This is a genomic window from Bacillus solitudinis (assembly GCF_002797395.1).
Lineage (GTDB): Bacteria > Bacillota > Bacilli > Bacillales > Bacillaceae_D > Halalkalibacter_A > Halalkalibacter_A solitudinis.
In genome coordinates, this window is sequence record NZ_KZ454943.1 from 3,155,970 (window position 1) to 3,175,899 (window position 19,930).

Consider the following 19,930-nt stretch of genomic DNA (forward strand, 5'->3'; position numbering starts at 1 on the left):
ATCTAATAGAAAGCTAGATAAAAGTGTAAGAGGGAGTGGCGGAAATGACAGTACTTCAGGAAAATAAAAAAACATTTCATCCTTCAACCACAGATACACCAATTTTAACGATGGATTCGATAAACAAATCATTTTCGGGTGTACAAGTGTTAAACAGTGTAAAGATTGAACTTTACAAAGGTGAAGTTCACGCATTGATGGGTGAAAATGGTGCAGGTAAATCTACATTAATGAAAATAATGGCAGGTGTGCATCAGCCAGATTCTGATTCAGGGAAAATTATTTATAAAGGTAATGAAGAGCAATGGACTAATCCAATGGAAGCAAGAAATAAGGGGATAAGTGTTATCCATCAAGAAATTAGTTTGTCTCCTAATCTTTCCATTGGTGAAAATATATTAATGGGTACCAAATTCAAGAAAAATAAGCTAGGTTTGGTGAAATGGAATGAAATCTATGAAACAGCTGATTATGTATTAAAATCTATCGGCTCTACTTTAAATCCCAAAGCAAATGTATCAACTTTAAGTGTAGCACAACAGCAAATGGTGGAAATTGCTCGTGCATTATCATTTAATTCTGAAATTTTAATTATGGACGAACCAACCGCTTCCTTAACCGATAAGGAGATAGAGAAGCTATTTGGCATTATTGAAGAATTAAAGAAAAAAGGGGTAGCGATTGTTTATATATCTCACAGAATGGATGAAATCTTCAAAATATCAGACCGTTTAACAGTGTTAAGAGACGGTCAATGGATTATGAGCGGTCCTATTTCGGAAACGAGTCCTGATAATCTCGTAAAGCTTATGGTAGGTAGAGAATTAAGCGATCTCTTTGTTAAAGAAAGAAAACAAGAAATAATTAGGGCTAACAATGAAAAGCCAGTGCTAGAGTTACAAGGAATTTCTGACAAAAATTTAGTTAGTAATGTGTCGTTGAAAATTTACCCTGGCGAGATAGTTGGATTAGCGGGACTAGTTGGTGCTGGAAGAACTGAACTCATTCGCACGATATTTGGGTTGTCTGAATTGCAGGAGGGACGTATTCTCATAAACGGTGAGGAAGTCCAAATTAAGACCCCAATTGAGGCTATGAAATTGGGTATTGCCCATGTTCCTGAAAGTCGAAAGGAACAAGGATTGCTACCTAATCTATCAGTTAAAGAAAATATCTTAATGGCTCAGTTACCAACATATCGTAAATATAAATTATTACAGACGAAACAGATGGATCAAGACGCAGATAGATTTATTAAAGATCTTGGTGTCAAAACCGCCTCTAAAGAACAAAATGTTATGGGATTAAGTGGTGGAAATCAACAAAAGGTTGTTATCGCTAAATGGTTATCGATTAGTCCAAAGGTTTTACTACTTGATGAACCTACTCGTGGGGTTGATATTGGTGCCAAAACAGAGATTCATAAAATCATATGTAAACTAGCTGACCAAGGATTAGCGGTTCTAATGATTTCATCTGAATTGCCTGAAGTACTTGGAGTAAGTGATCGAATTTTGGTCATGCATGAAGGGAAATTAAGGGTTGAGTTATCCCGAGAGGAAGCTACTCAAGAAAAAATAATGTATTATGCAACAGGAGAGGTTAAATAATGAATACAAATCCACAAGAATCAGTTCAAAGTCGTGTGTCATTTAAAAAACGTTCTCAGCAAATTTTCAATAATCTAGGTATGGTAATTATACTCTTTTTATTAATCATCGTTATGATGATTTTTGCACCGAATTTTACTGAAACTAGTAATATGTTGAACATACTTAGACAAAGCTCAATTACAGCGATACTTGCGGCTGGGATGACTTTAGTCATATTAACAGGTGGAATTGATTTGTCTGTTGGGTCAATATTGGCATTGTCTGGTGTCATTTCAGTAATGCTTTCTAATGCAGGTGTACCTGTTGCTATAGCTATGTTGGCTGGGGTTGCAGTAGGTTATGTAGCGGGTGCTATTAATGGATATTTCACAGCAAAACCTAAATTACCTTCATTTATCGTAACTCTTGGAAGTATGACGTATGTTAGAGGTTTAGCTTATGTTATTACAGGTGGATATCCAGTTGTATTACTATCGGAAAACTTTAAATTTATAGGGTCGGGTTACATCTTAGGGATACCCACACCTATATATGTTATGACTAGCGTTTATGTCGTCATGTTTATTATGCTTAAATATACAATGTTTGGACGCCATATTTATTCAGTTGGTGGTAACGAAGAGGCTTCACGATTAACTGGTATTAAAGTAGAGAGAACTTTAATCAATGTTTATTCTATAAGTGGTATGTTAGCGGGTGTAGCAGGGGTAGTCATGGCTGGTCGCTTGTTTTCAGGTCAGCCGATGGTGGGTGTTGGCGCTGAGCTTGATGCCATCGCAGCAGTTATCTTAGGGGGTACAAGCTTTGTTGGTGGATTTGGTCGTATACAAGGTACCATTATTGGGGTATTAATTGTAGCTGTTCTTACGAATGGTATGACGTTATTAAATGTAGATTATTATTGGCAACAAGTAGTTAAGGGTTTAGTCATTGTCATAGCTGTACTACTCGATCGTTTACGAAAAAGAACCTAAAACTACTACTAGAGAATGACTTTAAGAGTGTAAGAGAACCAGTATAAGGAGATAGTTTCGAAAAGGAAGCTGAATCTAGGATGGCACTGAAAAGTCACGATTTTTCGAGGACACTGAAAAAAGGGTGCTTTTCCTTTTTCAGTGCCCTCCGATTTTTCACTTTTTCAGTGGCCTATGAAGTTATGAGGGGAAATGTCACTTTATTTAGGCACGCTACGATTGGTGTCTCATAGCGGTTACGCGACTATTTGAGCCATACCGATTCTTTGTAAATCTAAAAAGATTCGGTTTTTTCCATTATCAGTGGTTTCGAAAGTAGGGTTCTTTTTTAAGATAAGTATCTCCTTGTATTTATCTACGGAGAAATTAAGGTTTATATAGTAATTTATACTTCGATAAGGAGGGTAGATGTTTTTTTGTAAGCGTATACAAATGGTTATTGTAATAATAACCAAATAAAAAAAGAGGTGAAAAAATGAGTAAAAAATTATTATTTCAACTTTGTTTATTACTTCCTCTATTTTTAAGTATTCATCTTTCCGTAAGTGCAACTATGGATGATGACTATATGAACGAGCAACACCGAAACCAATTCCATTTCTCGCCGGAAGCAAATTGGATGAATGACCCAAATGGGATGGTTTATTATGACGGAGAGTATCACTTATTTTACCAGTATTATCCCTATGGTACGCAATGGGGGCCAATGCACTGGGGACATGCAGTAAGTACGGATTTAGTCCATTGGGATAATCTCCCTGTAGCCTTAGCCCCAGATGAAATAGGGGATATCTTTTCGGGAAGTGCAGTTATCGATTGGAACAACACTGCTGGATTTGGTCATGAAGCAATGGTTGCTATCTTTACACACAATGATAATGGCAATCAAGTGCAAAGTTTAGCCTACAGCAATGACAAGGGGAGAACATGGACAAAGTATTCTGGGAATCCAGTTATGCCCGACCCACCTGTTGCTGATTGGAGAGACCCAAAAGTATTCTGGCATGAAGATACTAATAAGTGGATAATGATTCTCGCTGCACATGATAAAGCGATGATGTATACATCCTCTAATCTAAAAGAGTGGACACATACGAGTGATTTTGAAAGACCATCAAATTCACCACAAGGGGTATGGGAGTGCCCTGAATTGTTTGAATTATCTGTCGATGGGGACCCTAATAATACGAGATGGGTTATGCAGGTGAGTATTCAATCACAATCAATTGCTGGTGGATCTGGGATGATTTATTTTATTGGTGATTTTGATGGAACGTCCTTCACAAATCACTACCCGAATGAGACATTATGGACAGATTATGGAGCTGATTTCTACGCAGCGGTAACATGGAGTGATGTTCCCACTAATAGCGATCATCGTTTATGGTTAGGTTGGATGAGTAACTGGGACTATGCGAATGTTACCCCAACTTCTAACTGGAGAAGCTCGATGACAATCCCGCGTAAAATGACGTTAACGGATATCCCTGGCGAAGGTGTAAGGGTAAAACAGGGACCGGTTTCCGAATTAGAAGTTCTTAGAGACAACAAACAAAGCCACTCAAATGAAATCATTTCTGGGGAGAGTAGCCTATTACAGAATATTAATGGTGACGCTCTTGAATTTATTATAGAAATTAACGTAAATAATACGTCAGCAAATGAAGTAGGTTTGAAGGTAAGAAAAGGTACTAATCAAGAAACGTTAATTGGCTACGACATTTCTAAAAACCAATTGTTCGTTGACCGTTCAATGTCTGGCAACGCCAGCTTCAAAGGCGATTTTGCAAAGAGACATTCAGCACCAATGCAACCAAAGGATGGAAAAGTAAAGCTTCATATTGTATTAGACCGTTCTTCTGTTGAAGTTTTTGGGAATGATGGACTTCAAATTATCACGGATCAAATATTCCCAGACCCTTCGAGCTTAGGGGTTCAAATGTATAGTATAGGAGGAGATGTAACGATAAATTCCCTTGATGTGTATGATTTAAATTCAATCTGGGGAACAAATCCATTTAGTACAAATGTAACGGGCTGGGATAAAGTTAGTGGACATTGGGTTGATACAACGGAAGGAAAACAAGGACGTAGCCAAGGCAATTCATTTGCGATATCCTCCGATTATGCAGGAGATTTCACCTATGAATCAGATATTAAAATATTAGATGATGGTGCGGGAGCATTAGTATTTAGAGCAAATCGTGATGCAAGTGATGCTTATGTGGCAAACGTTGATACTTTGAATGATGTCGTTAAGTTATTCAAAATCGAGAATGGAGAACATACATTAATCGCTGAGCACCCTACACTTTTAAATAATCATACAGTGTATAACCTAAAAATAGAAGCTAGTGGTGATTCAATTAAAGTATATTTAAACGGAAATTTAGTTATTGATGAAATGGATAGCACTTTTGAAAGTGGTTTATTAGGTTTAAATGTGTGGAATGCTACTGTGAAATTTCAAGATGTAAATATATCGAATCTTAGTGGATTTGTATCAAACTTGCAGCAATGGCATCCACTCAATGGAGAATGGACAAATACTTTAGAAGGGAAGCAAGGGAGTGGGAGTGCCGATGTATTTTTAATGACTGCAGAAGTAGGCTTTGATTTATCCTATGAAGCGAATATAAAGGTAACAGATACGGAGAGTGACGGTGCCGGAGCATTAGTATTTAGAGCGAATGAAGATGCAACTAATGCGTATGTAGCAAATGTTGATGTAAGAAATGACGTTGTCAAATTATTTAAATTTGTAAATGGCCAGGCAACGGTCCTCTCAGAATTTCCGACTACTCTTAATACCCATACTAATTATCACCTTAAAGTAGAGGCTGTTGGAGATTCTATAAAAGTGTATTTAAATAACACACTTGTAATAAATACAAATGATTCAACGTTTAAAGGGGGTTATTTTGGATTGAATGTCTGGGATTCGGCAGCTGTTTTCCAAAATGTAATGCAAAATCCATTAAATACGAACCTACAAAATCACGATTTTGAAGCGGGTGATTTGACGGGTTGGATTATTGACAGTGGTGACGCCTTCAGCAACCTTGATGTAACGTCAGACACGCATTGGTGGAATGGCACATTTAACCACCAAGGCACATACCACTTGTTTAGTTTTCGTGACGGTGGAGACGCGTTAACGGGAAAGTTGAAATCAGAGAAGTTTGTTCTTAGTGGAAATGGTAAGATTGATTTTTTAATTAGTGGTGGGAATGATTTAAACAATCTGTCTGTTTCGTTAGTTCGGGTGTTAGATGGCATGGAATTATTTAAAGCCACTGGCAATGATTCCGAGGTTTATAGTAAGATTAATTGGAATGCTTCACAATATATTGGTGAAGAGTTTTATTTACAAGTTGTTGATACCTCAACGGGAGATTGGGGACATATTAATATAGATGATGTAAATGTGCCTGTTAAAATCCCTTAATACATGAGTAGATACAAGTTAAAAAGGATTTGTTTAGTTTCTATGACCACTACTTTACTTTATAATATAAAGTAATAAGATAACGGATAAGGCCAGATTCATTAATATAGGGCATTATACCAGTCTGTGTACAAATTTTGCACAGACTGGTATGGTTAACGGTTGAATTTTATACCTATTCTTCTTCGATAATGTTTGCAGTTTCGCAATATTTATAATCAAACCTTAAAATACTTCAATAACCTTCCTCATTTTTGTTACTTTGACGGAGTTCGTTCGGTTAGATTACTTAATCAGATGACTTTACATTATTTATAAATGGATAATCATTTACTTTAATAGAGGAACTTGCAACAACACGTGTTCTCTGGTTTCGAGGGGCGTGTTGTTTAGTGATACATCCTTTTAACTAATGTCTATAGCTTAATTGAAATAATAAATAGGGATCCGATATGTTCTTAGAACCTCCCTCGAATTCAAGAATTAAGGTAAAATAAAATAGACATTGCCTAGTCTGAGAATCTTGTATTATACTTTATAAAACATAGTAATCAAGTCGGGTTTGGCAGAACGAGGTGAGAGAATGCAACAGTGGTTAAAAGAAGTAGCGCGAGGAAAAAAAGGATCTCGTGATTTAACATATGAAGAAGCATTTGAAGCGGCAAGTCAAATTGCATCAGGAGAAGCTTCGATTGCCCAATGTGCAGCCTTCTTTGTGGCTGAGCGAATGAAGGAGGAGTCATCAGATGAACTAAGGGCATTTGTTGATGTGTTTTACAAGAATACAGAACATGTTACTCACTCTCCTGAAGGGCTGCTTGATTGTGCAGGCCCTTATGTTGGTCGGAATACATTTGCAGCCACTATTCCTGTATCACTCCTTCTTTCTGAAAAAGGAATTCCTGTTCTTTTACACGGGAGTGATCCGTTGCCTCCGAAATATGGAAGCTCGTTAAAGGCCATCCTTAAACATGTAGGTATTGAATCTCAAGTTTCAATACATACCGTCGAGGAGACACTTTTACGAACGAAAATAGGGTTTGCTGATACCGAAAGCTTCTGTAAACCGCTCGCAAAGTTAAGAGACCTTCGCAAAGAGATTGGGGTTCGGACATTGCTCAATACCGTGGAAAAGCTAGGAAGGGTGGCGCAGGGAGAAACACTAATGCTTGGCGCATTTCATAAAACGGCGATTACTCATATCATTCCAGTGGTTAAACGATTGTACAAGCAAGTATTTATCGTTCAAGGTGTTGAAGGTTCTGAAGATATCCCTATTCATCGGAATAGTAGTTTTATTTATAAATTAACGGATCAGGGTGAGGAAATGTTGACGGTAAGGCCGAGTGATTATGGCTTCAATCACCAAAAAGACCCTGAAAAAGAGCTAATAACTTTTGAACAACAAGCGGAATTAATCTCTTTAGTAATTGAAGGAAATGATAACGTAGAATTATCCTATTACCGGGACCAAGTGATTTTTAATGCAGGTATTCGTTATTTTCTTTTAAATAAGGTTGATACGATTGAGAAAGGGATCCAAACAGCGGATGACCAACTTCGTAATGGGCAAGCGAAAGAACAATGGTTAAAATGGCAGCAAGTGCAGGGGAAAGTAGAGGGATGATGATGAAGAATATGGGATATGTTTATCTTATAGGAGCAGGACCCGGCGATATCAGATTACTTACGTTAAAAGGGAAAGAGTGTATAGAAAAGGCTGATATTGTCTTATATGATCGGTTGGTTAACCCTTTAATGCTTGAATGGACAAAGCCAGATGCTGAGCTTATCTATTGTGGGAAACTACCAGACCGACATCTTCTGCGCCAAGATGCGATAAATGATTTACTTGTCAAATATGGCCTTGAAGGTAAAGTCGTAGTTCGACTGAAAGGTGGCGATCCGAGCGTTTTTGGCCGTGTGGGTGAAGAGGCAGAAGTGCTTGAATTGGCTAGTGTTCCTTACGAGATTGTTCCAGGAGTAACAGCGGGAATTGGGGCCGCGACATACGCAGGTGTGCCAGTCACTCATCGAAATTATGGTGCGTCTTTTGCCGTTGTGACAGGGCATGATAAATCAGAAGTGGGTCATCCTTCAATTGATTGGAAGGGGCTGTCTACAGCAATTGATACGATTGCATTTTATATGGGGATTGGTAATCTTAGCTATATCTCTGAACAATTAATCAAACATGGACGTAATCCGGATACGCCCGTTTTATTGATTCAATGGGGGACTATTGGTAAGCAGAAGACGCTCGAAGGGACACTCGCAACAATTGCAAAGAAAGCTAGCGCTGCGGAGTTTAAGAATCCAGCGATTACACTTGTTGGTGATGTAACAAAGCTACGGACGAAAGAGAGCTGGTTTGAAAGACAAAAGCTATTCAACCAGCATATCTTGCTCGGGCGAACGAATGATGAAGCTAGTAATGTGGCAAAGTGTTTACGTGAGGAAGGGGCAGATGTGTTCGAATTCCCACGGTGGACGAGCTTGGAAAAACATATTGAAATCCCAGAAGTCGAGTTGTATGAAAGAATTCTCTTTACGTCTCCAAAAAGCGTATCGTCCTTTTTCAACTGGTTGAATAGATGCAGAATTGATGTTAGAAAAATCAAAGCAACGTTTTACGGGGCTTCGATAAAATCACTGAGAGCTATTGAGCGATTTGCTTGTATCGGGCAACCGATCGATGAGATGATAAATCAAGGAAATTTGCTCGTATTAGGTAATAATGATTGGCAAGAAAGAAAGACAATACGCCAAAAAATGTATGGAAATCATGATTTTATAGCGGTCTATTCAACAAAGAAAGTTCAACAATCGGAAAGAACCTGTCAGCGTTTATTAGATGAAGATAGAATTAAGACGCTCATTTTCCCAAGTGCCAAATCTGTTCATGCTGTAACAGAAGGGATGGCGGCTTGTGGACAAACCCCGCAACAACTGAACGAGATAGCGAGAGTCATTTGTTTTGGTGAAAAATCTGCTGAGGCGGCAATGCAATTGGGTTATAACGTGGATTCGAAACTACCTGAACCTAGCATCGAAGCACTGATTGATACTTTAGCGAAAGAGAGCTGATGAAGACATGCAAGCTGTTCTTTATGTAGGTCACGGGAGTAGGGTTCAGCAAGGGAATGAGGAGTTGCTTACCTTTGTAGAGAAAGCAAAGAAAAAGCTAAGTGATATTCCGATTCAAGAGAGCTGTTTCATTGAACTTTGTGAACCAACAATCGCAATGGGAATTGATGCTTGCATTAGCCAAGGAGCAACAAAGGTGGCTGTCATTCCAGTCTTATTGTTAACTGCTAATCATGCAAAGTTAGACATTCCAATTGAAATCGATAAAGCCAAGAAACGATATCCTGATGTGATGTTTACCTACGGACGTCCATTAGGGATTGAGTCAACGATTATTACGATATTAAAAGAACGGTTGCAATCAGAAGGAGTACCAGTAACGATAGGCCAAACGAAAGATGATAAGCGTGGGCCAGTGTCTGTTTTACTAGTCGGACGCGGCAGTAGCGATCCTGATGCAAACAGTGATTTAGTTAAAATATCACGTTTATTATGGGAGTATACGCCGATTTCTGATGTTGACGTTTGTTATATTGCTGCGACTCGACCGACCGTTGATGAAGGACTTGAGCGTATTAACCGGATCCCAAATAAAAAGGTTTATGTTTTACCTTATTTGCTGTTTACAGGTGTTTTGATGGAAGGGCTGCAGAAGACACTAAATCTCTGGAATGAGAAGACGGAAAAAGAGTTTATTTTATGCTCTTATTTAGGATTCGCGGATGCGCTTGTCGATGTGTTAGTAACTCGAATTAAAGAAACTCTGAGTGATGATGTAAAAGTTAATTGTGATGCATGCAGATTCAGAATTAATCATGTAGAACAACAGAGTCCAGCGCAATGAAACGGGTGCCTTTGATGCTAAAGTTTGAAGGACGTCATATTGTCGTCATTGGAGCGGGGGAAGTAGCCGCAAGACGAATTCCACGCTTACTTGAAGCTGGTGCAAAGATAACCGTTATTTCTCCGACTCTTCATTCTTCATTGCATTTCCTTAATGAAATGGACGAGATTGAATGGAAGCAAGTGGAGGCAAAAGAAGATGAAACATTTACCGCAGATCTTCTTATGATCGCAACAAACAACCCCAAGCTTAATGATTCTCTCTATAACAATCGTTTCCCACATCAATGGGTGTACGTAGCAAGCGACCCTCAAAAAAGTGATATTCATTTTCCGACAGTGATTGAAAAAGAGCGTTTAACGCTTGCACTTACAACGAGTGGAGCTAGTCCGACTTATGCAAGGAGATTGCGCGATAAACTGGCTGAGTTTGTTTCTGATGAAGTGGAAGAGGAATTGCAGTTTTTAGAGCAGGCTAGGAAGCAAGTCCTTACGGCAGGGTTATCCTTAGTAGCTAGAAAAAGATTGTTGCAACGTATCTCAACCGATTCTTTTTTAAAAGATAAGAATCGAAATAGAAAATTTCAGGAAGCATTGCAGATAGAAAAGGATTCAAAAATGTAGATGTACAGAAGAGTAGATAGAGAAGAGGATATCAATGAAGATAACACCGTTTAATCAATCGGTTATAAATGAAGCAGAAATCCATTTAAATAAGCTAACGAAACCCTTAGGAAGCCTTGGGCGTCTTGAGCTGTTAGCTGTGCAATTAGCAGGGATAACAGAAGAAGTTAAACCAGTGATTGAAAAGCCGGCTATTATTGTTGCTGCTGCGGACCATGGAATTGTGGAAGAAGGGGTGTCGGCTTATCCTCAAGCGGTGACCGCTATAATGGTTGATAACTTTGTTAAAGGCGGAGCAGCGATAAATGTTTTCGGAAGACAAATAGGCGCAAAGGTCCAAGTTGTCGATGTAGGGATTAATGGCGATGTTCTCGCACAGCCCATCATTCACGAAAAAATCAATAATGGAACAAAAAACTTCTTGCATGAAGATGCGATGACTGAGGAAGAGGCTCAAGCTGCTGTTACCGTGGGTCGTTCTGTCGCTGCTACATGTATTGAAGAAGGGCATCGTGTGTTGATAACAGGAGAAATGGGGATTGGAAATACAACGGCATCAAGTGCACTAATTGCCGCATTTACTGGAGTTGATGTTGAAAAAGTCGTTGGCATTGGAACTGGGATTGACGAAGAGGGTCGTGCGCGCAAAATTAATATTATTAAAAGGGCATTAGCCGAACGGGAGATTGCTGCAAACATGCCACCGATTCAAATAGTGGCGAAGGTTGGGGGACTGGAAATTGCCGCTCTTGCAGGAGTGATTTTAGAGGGGGCTGAGCAACACATCCCGGTTATCATTGATGGATTTATTTCGTCAACAGCAGCACTTGTCGCGGCTAGTCTTAATCCTGCCGTTCGCCCTTATTTAATTATAGCGCATGAATCAGTAGAGCCAGGTCATCAGATTCTATTGAACTATCTAAGTGTGCGTCCGCTGTTGCAGTTAGACTTAAGACTTGGTGAGGGAACAGGGGCAGCATTGGCCTATCCCCTTTTAGATGCAGCGTCACGAATTATGAGAGAAATGGCAACGTTTGAAGATATCGGAATGTGATATAACATCTATTCAATGGGGGTGTGTGATAAGGTTGCTTTTTGACCTTATCACACACCCCTAAGCAATGTGCGGCATCATTACAATTTTTAATGTTACATAAGTCATTGCGAATTCTACCTCCAACCAAACCATTCCCTTCTGTAAAAAACTTTTCATAACACTATTAAATTCCTCCATTATCTTCTCACAAACGTTATTAACTATTAAATTACCATCCTTTTTTAAAAACTCCAAAAAGCGCGTATTCTCATTTAAATTGGGGTATAGAGGTAAAACGATACGTTTCTAACAAAAGAAACTCTTTTCCTAAAACCATCTATCATTAAAAATTGAAAATTCTCAGGAAAACGAGTTCACATTGGGGGATATCATGCAAAGAGTTAAAGACACTGTAAAAGAAGTCGTCTATGCGATCATTCCATTGTCCGCGGTAATCATCATCTTACAATTTACGGTTATTGGATTGAAAATGGATATACTTATACAATTTATTACAGGGGTCATCATGGTTTCAGTCGGCTTAATACTCTTTCTATTAGGTGTACATATCGGCTTGCTACCGGTCGGCGACATGATTGGTACAGCTTTACCTAAGATGGGAAAAGCATGGCTCATTATCTTGATTGGTTTTATACTCGGTTTTGTCGTAACAGTTGCAGAACCAGATGTGCGCGTATTAGCGACACAGATTGATGAAGTTTCCAAGGGTATAGTCTCAGAGAATATGCTGATTTATTCGGTCGCTCTCGGCGTAGCCTTGTTTGTTGGGTTAGCGATGCTTCGAATTTTGTTAGAAATCCCTATTACTTATCTTTTAGTATGTGGGTATGGTTTAGTCTTTTTGTTAGCAGCTTTTACTCCTAGTCACTTTATTCCAATCTCGTTTGATGCAGGAGGAGTCACAACTGGTCCAATGACCGTACCGTTTATTCTTGCACTCGGAGTTGGAGTTGCCTCGGTGCTAAGAGAAAAATCTGGTTCGACAGAAGGGTTTGGCTTAGTTGCTTTAGCATCAATTGGACCGATATTAGCAGTTTTAGTGTTGGGAGTGATTTATGGATGATATCTCAAATGTTTGAGGGATTTGGGGGCGTGTTATCTGAAGTGGGAGTGGCTCTCACTCCACTGTTGATTTTCTTTCTGTTCTTTCAGTTCTTTCTCTTAAAACTATCAATGAAGAAATTATTTGATATTGTCAAAGGAATGATTTTAGCATTCTGGGGATTAGCTTTCTTTCTACAAGGGGTCGAAATCGGATTCTTGCCTGCTGGTGAAATGATGGGTTCCATTCTTGGCCAGATGAATCATTTATGGCTATTGATTCCGATTGGTTTTGTTTTAGGTTTTGTCGCTACCTTTGCTGAGCCAGCCGTACGAATCATGAATTATGAAGTTGAAAAGGTTTCGGGTGGTTACATCTCGGAGAAGGTGATGCTATATACCTTATCTATTGGGGTTGCGGTATCGATCGCATTATCAATGTTTCGAATTATTACCGGGATTCCATTATGGTATTTCATCGTTCCAGGTTATTTACTTGTGCTCATTCTTATTAAATTTTCAACTCGGTCATTTACAGCTATCGCCTTTGATTCCGGCGGTGTCGCGACAGGTCCAATGACAGTAACGTTTATCGTTGCAATGGCAGTTGGAATCGCAGAAGAAATAGGCCGCGATCCATTATTAGATGGGTTTGGGATGATTGCGTTAGTTGCTCTTGCTCCTATCTTATCGGTTTTGATATTAGGGTTACTTTATGGTCGAAAGGAGAAGGAAAATGAACGAACCTATAAATCGGAGTCATAATTTACTTGTTACGATTGTCAAAAAAGGTATGGCTTCCAACATTGTAAGAGCTTCAAAGGAAGCGGGTGCAGAAGGTGGGACGATTTTTTACGGGAAAGGCACAGGGATTCATGAAGTGAAGAAGTTTTTTGGGATTAGTGGTGACTCTGATAGAGAAGTCATTTTAACGTTGATACCACAAGAAAAAGTGGAGGCGATTGTTTTCGCCGTAGAAAAGGCTGCAAAATTAGATGAGCCTGGAACAGGATTAGGCTTTGTGGTTGAAGTTAAGCGACTTGCTGGCATTGCTCATTTACTTACATTACAAAACGAAGCAAAGCAGGGAGGTTCCAATGAAGAATAAGGTTTCATACGATTTAATTGTTTCGATCGTCAATAAAGGAGAGTCAGATAAAGTAATTGAAGCTTCAAAAAAGGGAGGAGCGGAAGGAGGAACGATTTTAAATGGAAGAGGAACTGGTATCCATGAACAAGCAAGACTATTTAATATTGCCATCGAACCAGGGAAAGATCTCGTTTTAACATTGATTTGTAGAGAAAAGACTGATGATGTGTTGGAAGCCATTTTAGATCATGCAGAATTAAACAAACCGGGAAAAGGCATTGCTTTTGTGTTGGAAGTTGAGCGTACGATTGGAATTAACCATATACTCAATCAGATGGTTAATGAAAAATCAGGTGATGATGACTAAGAAGGAGGGGATTTCACCAACCGTTAATCAGAGAAATCAAATTCAGTAAAAGTGAAAGCCCTCCACGAAATAAAAAAACCTTGGCTAAGACCAAGGTTTTCAACGTGCTTTCATCCTTTATTTTTTGTAAAAGAAAGTCTTGAAATCGCATCATGTTGATGAATGGATTCCTCATTGCGACACTCTATTTCAAAGGCAAGCACACTCTCATGTTCGTATAAATCTGCGGCGACAAGACGGGCTAAATCTTCGACAAAACGTGGATTTTCATAGGCATGTTCTGTCACGGCTTTCTCGTCGGGACGTTTTAAGACGGGATATAGAATGGAGCTGGCATTGCTTTCCGCAGCCTCGAGTAACACAGCTTTCCAATCGGACGCATCCGTTTCATCTGTCGTAACGGTCATTGTTACGAATCCACGTTGGTTATGTGCACTGTATTCACTAATTTCCTTCGAACATGGACATAATGTTGTCACCGCTGCTGTTAATGTCATGATAGAAGAATAGCCTGTCTTTTCGTCAAATGTGACATCGTAGGTGACATCAGCATGGGCCATTCCTTCTAAACCAACTGAAGGACTCGCCTTGGTAAAAAACCAAGGAAAGCTTACACGAACATTCGCTGCTTTTTGCTTCATTTCTTTCGCTAGAATCGTTGTGAACTCACGCAATGTTTCAATTGAGAGCATATGAGTTTGAAAGTAAATGTGTAATTGCTCGGTTAAACGACTCATATTTATCCCTTTATAATTAGCCTCTAAACTAGTTGTTAAGGCAAATTCGGCTGTTGTCGTCTGAATTGTCGGGGCAAGATCGGATTCAATCATGACAGGGTACTTCACCTTTGAAATCCCTACCTGCTGAATTGGAAAGTAATAATCATCTGGTTTATTTTGTAGATCAGGCATTTTTTCTTTTTCGGTTGGCTTCGTGCCAAAAGTGGGGTCGACTGAGCCAAAATGGCGATGCCTCTCTGCTTTTGGTGGTAATGCTTTATTCACTTATCATCACTCCTGAGTCTTTCATCAATAGATTAATAGACAGAACTTTAATAAATTCTACCATAGAAAAATGTAATGCAACATTGGTATGCCTCAAAAAACAAATTTAGTTGCAGACAGGACTACTTCATATTACACTACAAAGGGAAAAATGGACAAGGAAGTGAACAGAAAAATGAAAAAAGGTACATTAATATGGATGGCGTTAGCAGGTATTCTCCTTCTAATGGGGTTGGTCGTTCAAACAGAGGTTGGACCCGCAGATGATACTAGGGTAATTATTGATCATGAAAAATTTGTGTATAGTGCTCCCTCGTGTTTTGATGAAGCAGGACTAACAAATAATTTAGAGGAAACAACGTTAGGTGAGGCATTGGCGTTAGATTATGAACCAGAATCTGGGTGTACAGCAAACGTGTTTGTTAAAGAAAAGAAACCAATTTTAATTGGCTGGTTTCAATAATGTAATAAGGTGTTACTCAAAGAGATGGATCATGGAGGCATTGGCTCAAATCAAGGCGTATAGTATGGATGGCAAAGGTGAAAGGAACTAAGCCTATTTAGGCAATAATACTAGCTACTAGTAAGCTGAAACCCGCTTTGCCAAAGAAAGACAGCTATGATATAGTTGGAATGTTCTAATAATAATGTTGGTAAATAACATGACAAATAGGAGCTGGAGAAAAAAATGAAAGTAGCAAAATTTGGGGGAACTTCGGTTGCGAGTGCGGAACAAATTCGAAAGGTTGCAGCGATTGTTGCTGAAGACAAAGAGCGCAAAATTATTGTGGTTTCTGCACCTGGTAAACGAAGTAGTGATGATACGAAAGTTACGGATTTATTAATAGCTTTAGGAGAAACCTATTTAGAAAAAGGTGAAGCGGAGGAGGAATTAAAAGCAGTTGTCGCACGTTATGACTCGATTGCTTCTGAACTTGGACTTGATGGAGAGATTACTAGAACAATTGAAGCCGATTTACGTGATCGACTAACGTTTGATCGTAATCGACCTGGTTCATTTATGGATTTAATCAAGGCAAGTGGGGAAGATAATAATGCTAAATTGATTGCTACGTTTTTACAAGCTGAAGGGCTGAATGCTGTGTATGTTAATCCACAAGATGCTGGATTAGTAGTTAGTGACGAGCCGGGTAATGCGCAGGTTCTACCAGAAGCATATGACAATCTAGCAAAATTAACAGAGCGTGAGGAAATCGTTGTATTCCCGGGGTTTTTTGGATATTCAACAGAAGGGACACTTGTAACATTCCCACGAGGGGGATCAGATATTACAGGGTCGATTGTCGCAGCTGGAACAAAAGCTAGTCTTTATGAGAACTTTACAGATGTAGACTCCGTGTTCGCGGCAAATCCAAATGTCGTTAAAAATCCTGTCAAAATTAAGCGAATGACGTATCGTGAAATGCGCGAATTATCTTATGCTGGATTTTCAGTATTCCATGATGAAGCTTTAATTCCGGCATTCAGAAATGATATTCCCGTTTGTGTTAAAAACACGAATAACCCTGTTTCCTCAGGAACGATGATTATTTCTGAGCGTGAGTATTTCAAGAATCCGGTTATTGGTATTGCAGCAGACGAGGGATTCTCGACGATTTATGTGCGTAAATACTTAATGAACCGTGAAGTGGGTTTTGGTCGTAAGCTTCTTCAAATCTTAGAAGATGAAGGACTATCGTATGAGCATATTCCATCAGGTATTGATGATACCTCTGTTATATTACGCCAAGAGCAATTAACAGCAGAGATTGAGGCGCGAATTGTTGAACGTATTCGTACAGAGCTATGTGTAGATGATGTTTACATTGAGCGTGATTTTGCAATGGTCATGATCGTTGGTGAGGGTATGCATAACACAGTAGGGGTTTCAGCAAGAGCAACAGTCGCCCTAGCAAGAGCAAATGTTAATATTGAAATGATTAACCAAGGGTCATCGGAAGTCAGTTTAGTTCTTGGTATTCATGCGAAGGACACGGATCGTGCTGTTCAAGAACTTTATGAAGAGTTTTTCGGTTCTGCAGACGAAACGGTTCAATAACTATAGAGTAAGAAATGAACCGTAAATTAGGTAAGTAGTTTAGAAGAAAGAATTACAGTATTATAGGTATTATCTTAGGCGAAATCGGACACGGTTTCGTCTTTTTGTTTTCTTTATATTCAATTTTTCGTAAGAAAGTATATAATTTACTATATTAATAATAAAATAATATTTATAATTGACGCTCAAAATTTCTCGTTTGTACGACTTTGAGAAGTGTCTCTAGTAAGAAAGATTAATGTATTAATCAGAATTATAGGACAATATATGGTACGATAAGAGAGAGTCATAGTTATGTTGTATTCCAACAAAGCTTTATTGGTTTCTCTAAAATAAGAAATGTTTTTTTAGAAAAATATAGTAGGAATTATTGATCAATATGCTAATATAAGAATGAAAAAATAAATAATTGAGGAATATTAAATGAAAAAAACTGGACGAATTAGTTTGATTTTAATTACGATATTAGTTTCTTTCCTTCAATATATGGGCGGTCGTGATCTTTTTTTTAACTTTGAGCTTTTTCTTTTTATTTTCATTGCTTGGTTGGTAGGATGGCAATATGATAAAGTGCAATTTCAAAGTAAACAGGCTCAGGCAAGTGAAGAAACTTATAAGCATCTAATAAATATATTACCTGAAGCGATAATCATCCATCAAGATGATAAAGTTGTCTATACAAATAAAGCGGCTATCGCTTTGCTTGGTGGTTCGGGTAGTGAAAAGTTAATAGGGGATTCCATTTTTAACTATGTTGCACCAGAATCAAAAGACAGGGTAAAGAACCGAATAGAGCAAATCCAGAAAGATAGAAGCCCATTAGATTCAACAGTCCATAAATTAAAACGAATGGATGGCACAATGGCTTTCTTTGAGGTAGCTTCAATGTATGTTACTTTTGGCCAGAAGGAGGCAGTGCTTTCTATTGGTAGAGATATTACTGAACAAAAAGAAAGAACTGAAAAATTACTTCAAAAGTCTGAGAATCTTGCACTGTTGGGTAAAATGGCAGCAGGGATTGCCCATGAAATCCGTAATCCATTAACTTCGATAAAAGGATTTATGCAATTATTTAAGTCTAATAGTAATTATATAAAAGGTGAATATTATGATGTGGTACTCTCGGAAATTGAACGGATAAATTTAATTGTCAGTGAATTTTTATTCCTCTCAAAACCTTCAGCTGATGTTTTCTCTGAAAAAGATATTAAGATCCTACTTAATGATATAGAGAAATTTATTGGTAGCCAATCAATTATGAGTAATGTTCAGGTTTTTTTGGAATTTAACGTTGATTTTTCGATCATTCGTTGCGAAGAAAATCGTCTAAAACAAGTGTTTTTAAACTTGCTGAAAAATGCAATTGAAGCAATGCCTAAAGGTGGGGATATTTACATTAAGGTTATCCAAAAAGAAAACTCTGACGTGACAATTCAAATTATTGACCAGGGTACTGGAATTCCAGAAGAGAGGATATCCTCACTAGGGGAGCCCTTCTATTCAACAAAAGAAAAAGGAACTGGACTTGGACTAATGATTTGCTTCAAAATTATAGAAGACCATAATGGGAAATTAAAGATTCAAAGTAAAGTAGATGAAGGAACTACTGTAGAAATAACTCTACCTATTATTTCCAATGATTTTAAGGCGATAAAAGATGTAATGAACTAAAAGGTACCTTATTTTACTTTTTGAATTATCGCTAGTTTTCTCAGTATCCATCCCTAAACAAAACCCTTGATAATGCCTACTAGGTATTATCAAGGGTTAAGCGATATCGAGAAATTTTCCGTTAACTTCTATTTTGTTTTGATGCTTGCTTATGAATTTCTTTCAGTAAATCTTTCATATCGGCTACGTCTTGCCTTAGGGCAAGAATCTCTGCTTTGGCTTCAGCTTTTTCTAAAGCTTCCTCTACTTTATTTTCTTCCTCATTTGTTTTTTCAACATTCCCTACGATAACCCCAATGAACAGGTTAAAGACAATAAAAGTTCCAACTAAAATAAAAATAATGAAATAAGGCCAAGACCACCATGCTTCTGCGAAGATCGGCCGCATCACGCCGCTTGCCCACGACTCTAAAGTTACAACTTGAAACAATGTTAATAATGAGAGCTGTAAATTCCCGAAATATTCAGGGGCAATATTAGCAAAGAGCATCGTTCCAATGACAGCAAAAATGTAGAAAATAATCCCCATAAGAATAAGAATATTTCCGAGCGCCGGAATTGTCATTAGTAAAGCGTCGACTAATCTGCGTAATGATGGAATAACTGAAATTGCACGAAGAACCCGTAGTACGCGAAGAACCCGCAGGACGGTGATAAAGTGTGCACCGATAAAGAGGTGACCCGCTGCGACAATAATAAAGTCAAACCAGTTCCAGCTACCCTTGAAAAAGTCCTTTTTTGGAGTTGTTGCCATAAAACGTAACGCAATTTCAATTGTGAAAATCCACAATAGTACCATATCTATAATGTGAAACCATTGATAATATTTCTGAGCAAGTGTTGGGTATGTTTCAAGTCCTACAGCCAATGCATTAAGAAGTATAAATGCGATAATCGTAGGTGTAAATGCACGATGGAAAACAATTCGCTGAATTTTACCGACGATTGTATTTTTAGGTGCAAGGTGCGTCTGTTTTTCCATATCCTAACTCCTTCATCTAAATCAATTTCACAACATCTACTATTCTACAAGATTAATTGGTAAAGCGTAA

17 protein-coding genes are annotated in these 19,930 nt (G+C 38.4%); 15 read left to right on the forward strand and 2 right to left on the reverse strand.

What is annotated here, in order from left to right; genetic code table 11:
- The first annotated feature begins 44 nt into the window (after positions 1 to 44).
- The 12 genes from CEF19_RS15515 (at position 45) to CEF19_RS23800 (ending at position 14,144) form a co-directional block, all read left to right on the forward strand.
- Positions 45 to 1,610, forward strand: coding sequence for a sugar ABC transporter ATP-binding protein (locus CEF19_RS15515; RefSeq protein ID WP_100406889.1), 1,566 nt, complete (start codon positions 45 to 47; stop codon positions 1,608 to 1,610).
- The gene (locus CEF19_RS15520) at positions 1,610 to 2,587 is read left to right on the forward strand and encodes an ABC transporter permease subunit (RefSeq protein WP_100406890.1); all 978 of its coding nucleotides are present in this window, start codon (positions 1,610 to 1,612) and stop codon (positions 2,585 to 2,587) included. The genes CEF19_RS15515 and CEF19_RS15520 overlap by 1 nt, the downstream gene beginning before the upstream one ends.
- A gap of 475 nt (positions 2,588 to 3,062) precedes the next feature.
- On the forward strand, positions 3,063 to 6,035 hold the full coding sequence (locus CEF19_RS15525) for a glycoside hydrolase family 32 protein (RefSeq protein ID WP_100406891.1): 2,973 nt from the start codon (positions 3,063 to 3,065) through the stop codon (positions 6,033 to 6,035).
- A gap of 583 nt (positions 6,036 to 6,618) precedes the next feature.
- On the forward strand, positions 6,619 to 7,662 hold the full coding sequence (locus CEF19_RS15530) for an anthranilate phosphoribosyltransferase (protein WP_100406892.1): 1,044 nt from the start codon (positions 6,619 to 6,621) through the stop codon (positions 7,660 to 7,662).
- Positions 7,659 to 9,122, forward strand: a complete 1,464-nt coding sequence (cobA, locus tag CEF19_RS15535) for a uroporphyrinogen-III C-methyltransferase (protein WP_227522003.1) — start codon at positions 7,659 to 7,661, stop codon at positions 9,120 to 9,122. Before CEF19_RS15530 ends, cobA begins: the two co-directional genes overlap by 4 nt.
- 7 nt (positions 9,123 to 9,129) lie before the next feature.
- Positions 9,130 to 9,966, forward strand: coding sequence for a sirohydrochlorin chelatase (locus tag CEF19_RS15540; protein WP_100406893.1), 837 nt, complete (start codon positions 9,130 to 9,132; stop codon positions 9,964 to 9,966).
- A 14-nt stretch (positions 9,967 to 9,980) separates the two neighbouring features.
- Positions 9,981 to 10,589, forward strand: a complete 609-nt coding sequence (locus CEF19_RS15545; RefSeq protein ID WP_157800973.1) for a precorrin-2 dehydrogenase/sirohydrochlorin ferrochelatase family protein — start codon at positions 9,981 to 9,983, stop codon at positions 10,587 to 10,589.
- Between the two features lie 34 nt (positions 10,590 to 10,623).
- Positions 10,624 to 11,643, forward strand: coding sequence for a nicotinate-nucleotide--dimethylbenzimidazole phosphoribosyltransferase (cobT, locus tag CEF19_RS15550; protein WP_100406895.1), 1,020 nt, complete (start codon positions 10,624 to 10,626; stop codon positions 11,641 to 11,643).
- Positions 11,644 to 12,016: 373 nt separating this feature from the next.
- Complete coding sequence (locus tag CEF19_RS15555) at positions 12,017 to 12,709, forward strand: DUF1538 domain-containing protein (RefSeq protein ID WP_100406896.1); 693 nt, start codon at positions 12,017 to 12,019, stop codon at positions 12,707 to 12,709.
- Positions 12,706 to 13,452 carry a DUF1538 domain-containing protein gene (locus CEF19_RS15560; protein ID WP_100406897.1) on the forward strand — a complete coding sequence of 249 codons (747 nt, stop codon included), beginning with the start codon at positions 12,706 to 12,708 and terminating at the stop codon, positions 13,450 to 13,452. Before CEF19_RS15555 ends, CEF19_RS15560 begins: the two co-directional genes overlap by 4 nt.
- The gene (locus CEF19_RS23795) at positions 13,424 to 13,795 is read left to right on the forward strand and encodes a P-II family nitrogen regulator (RefSeq protein WP_227522004.1); all 372 of its coding nucleotides are present in this window, start codon (positions 13,424 to 13,426) and stop codon (positions 13,793 to 13,795) included. The genes CEF19_RS15560 and CEF19_RS23795 overlap by 29 nt, the downstream gene beginning before the upstream one ends.
- Positions 13,785 to 14,144, forward strand: a complete 360-nt coding sequence (locus CEF19_RS23800) for a P-II family nitrogen regulator (RefSeq protein WP_227522005.1) — start codon at positions 13,785 to 13,787, stop codon at positions 14,142 to 14,144. The genes CEF19_RS23795 and CEF19_RS23800 overlap by 11 nt, the downstream gene beginning before the upstream one ends.
- Positions 14,145 to 14,254: 110 nt before the next feature.
- On the opposite strand, the gene folE2 is transcribed toward CEF19_RS23800, so the two are convergent.
- Positions 14,255 to 15,148: a GTP cyclohydrolase FolE2 gene (gene folE2 / locus CEF19_RS15570; protein WP_100406898.1), complete on the reverse strand. Its 894-nt coding sequence runs from the start codon at positions 15,146 to 15,148 to the stop codon at positions 14,255 to 14,257.
- A 175-nt stretch (positions 15,149 to 15,323) separates the two neighbouring features.
- Between folE2 and CEF19_RS15575 the strand changes: the two genes are divergently transcribed.
- From CEF19_RS15575 to CEF19_RS15585, 3 genes are all read left to right on the forward strand, one after another.
- Positions 15,324 to 15,611 (forward strand): hypothetical protein, encoded by a 288-nt coding sequence (locus CEF19_RS15575; RefSeq protein WP_100406899.1) that lies wholly within the window; start codon positions 15,324 to 15,326, stop codon positions 15,609 to 15,611.
- Positions 15,612 to 15,836: 225 nt separating this feature from the next.
- Positions 15,837 to 17,207: an aspartate kinase gene (locus CEF19_RS15580; protein ID WP_100406900.1), complete on the forward strand. Its 1,371-nt coding sequence runs from the start codon at positions 15,837 to 15,839 to the stop codon at positions 17,205 to 17,207.
- A gap of 423 nt (positions 17,208 to 17,630) precedes the next feature.
- Positions 17,631 to 18,878 (forward strand): ATP-binding protein, encoded by a 1,248-nt coding sequence (locus CEF19_RS15585; RefSeq protein ID WP_100406901.1) that lies wholly within the window; start codon positions 17,631 to 17,633, stop codon positions 18,876 to 18,878.
- A gap of 121 nt (positions 18,879 to 18,999) precedes the next feature.
- On the opposite strand, the gene CEF19_RS15590 is transcribed toward CEF19_RS15585, so the two are convergent.
- Positions 19,000 to 19,860 (reverse strand): ion transporter, encoded by an 861-nt coding sequence (locus CEF19_RS15590; RefSeq protein ID WP_100406902.1) that lies wholly within the window; start codon positions 19,858 to 19,860, stop codon positions 19,000 to 19,002.
- Positions 19,861 to 19,930 lie beyond the last annotated feature (70 nt).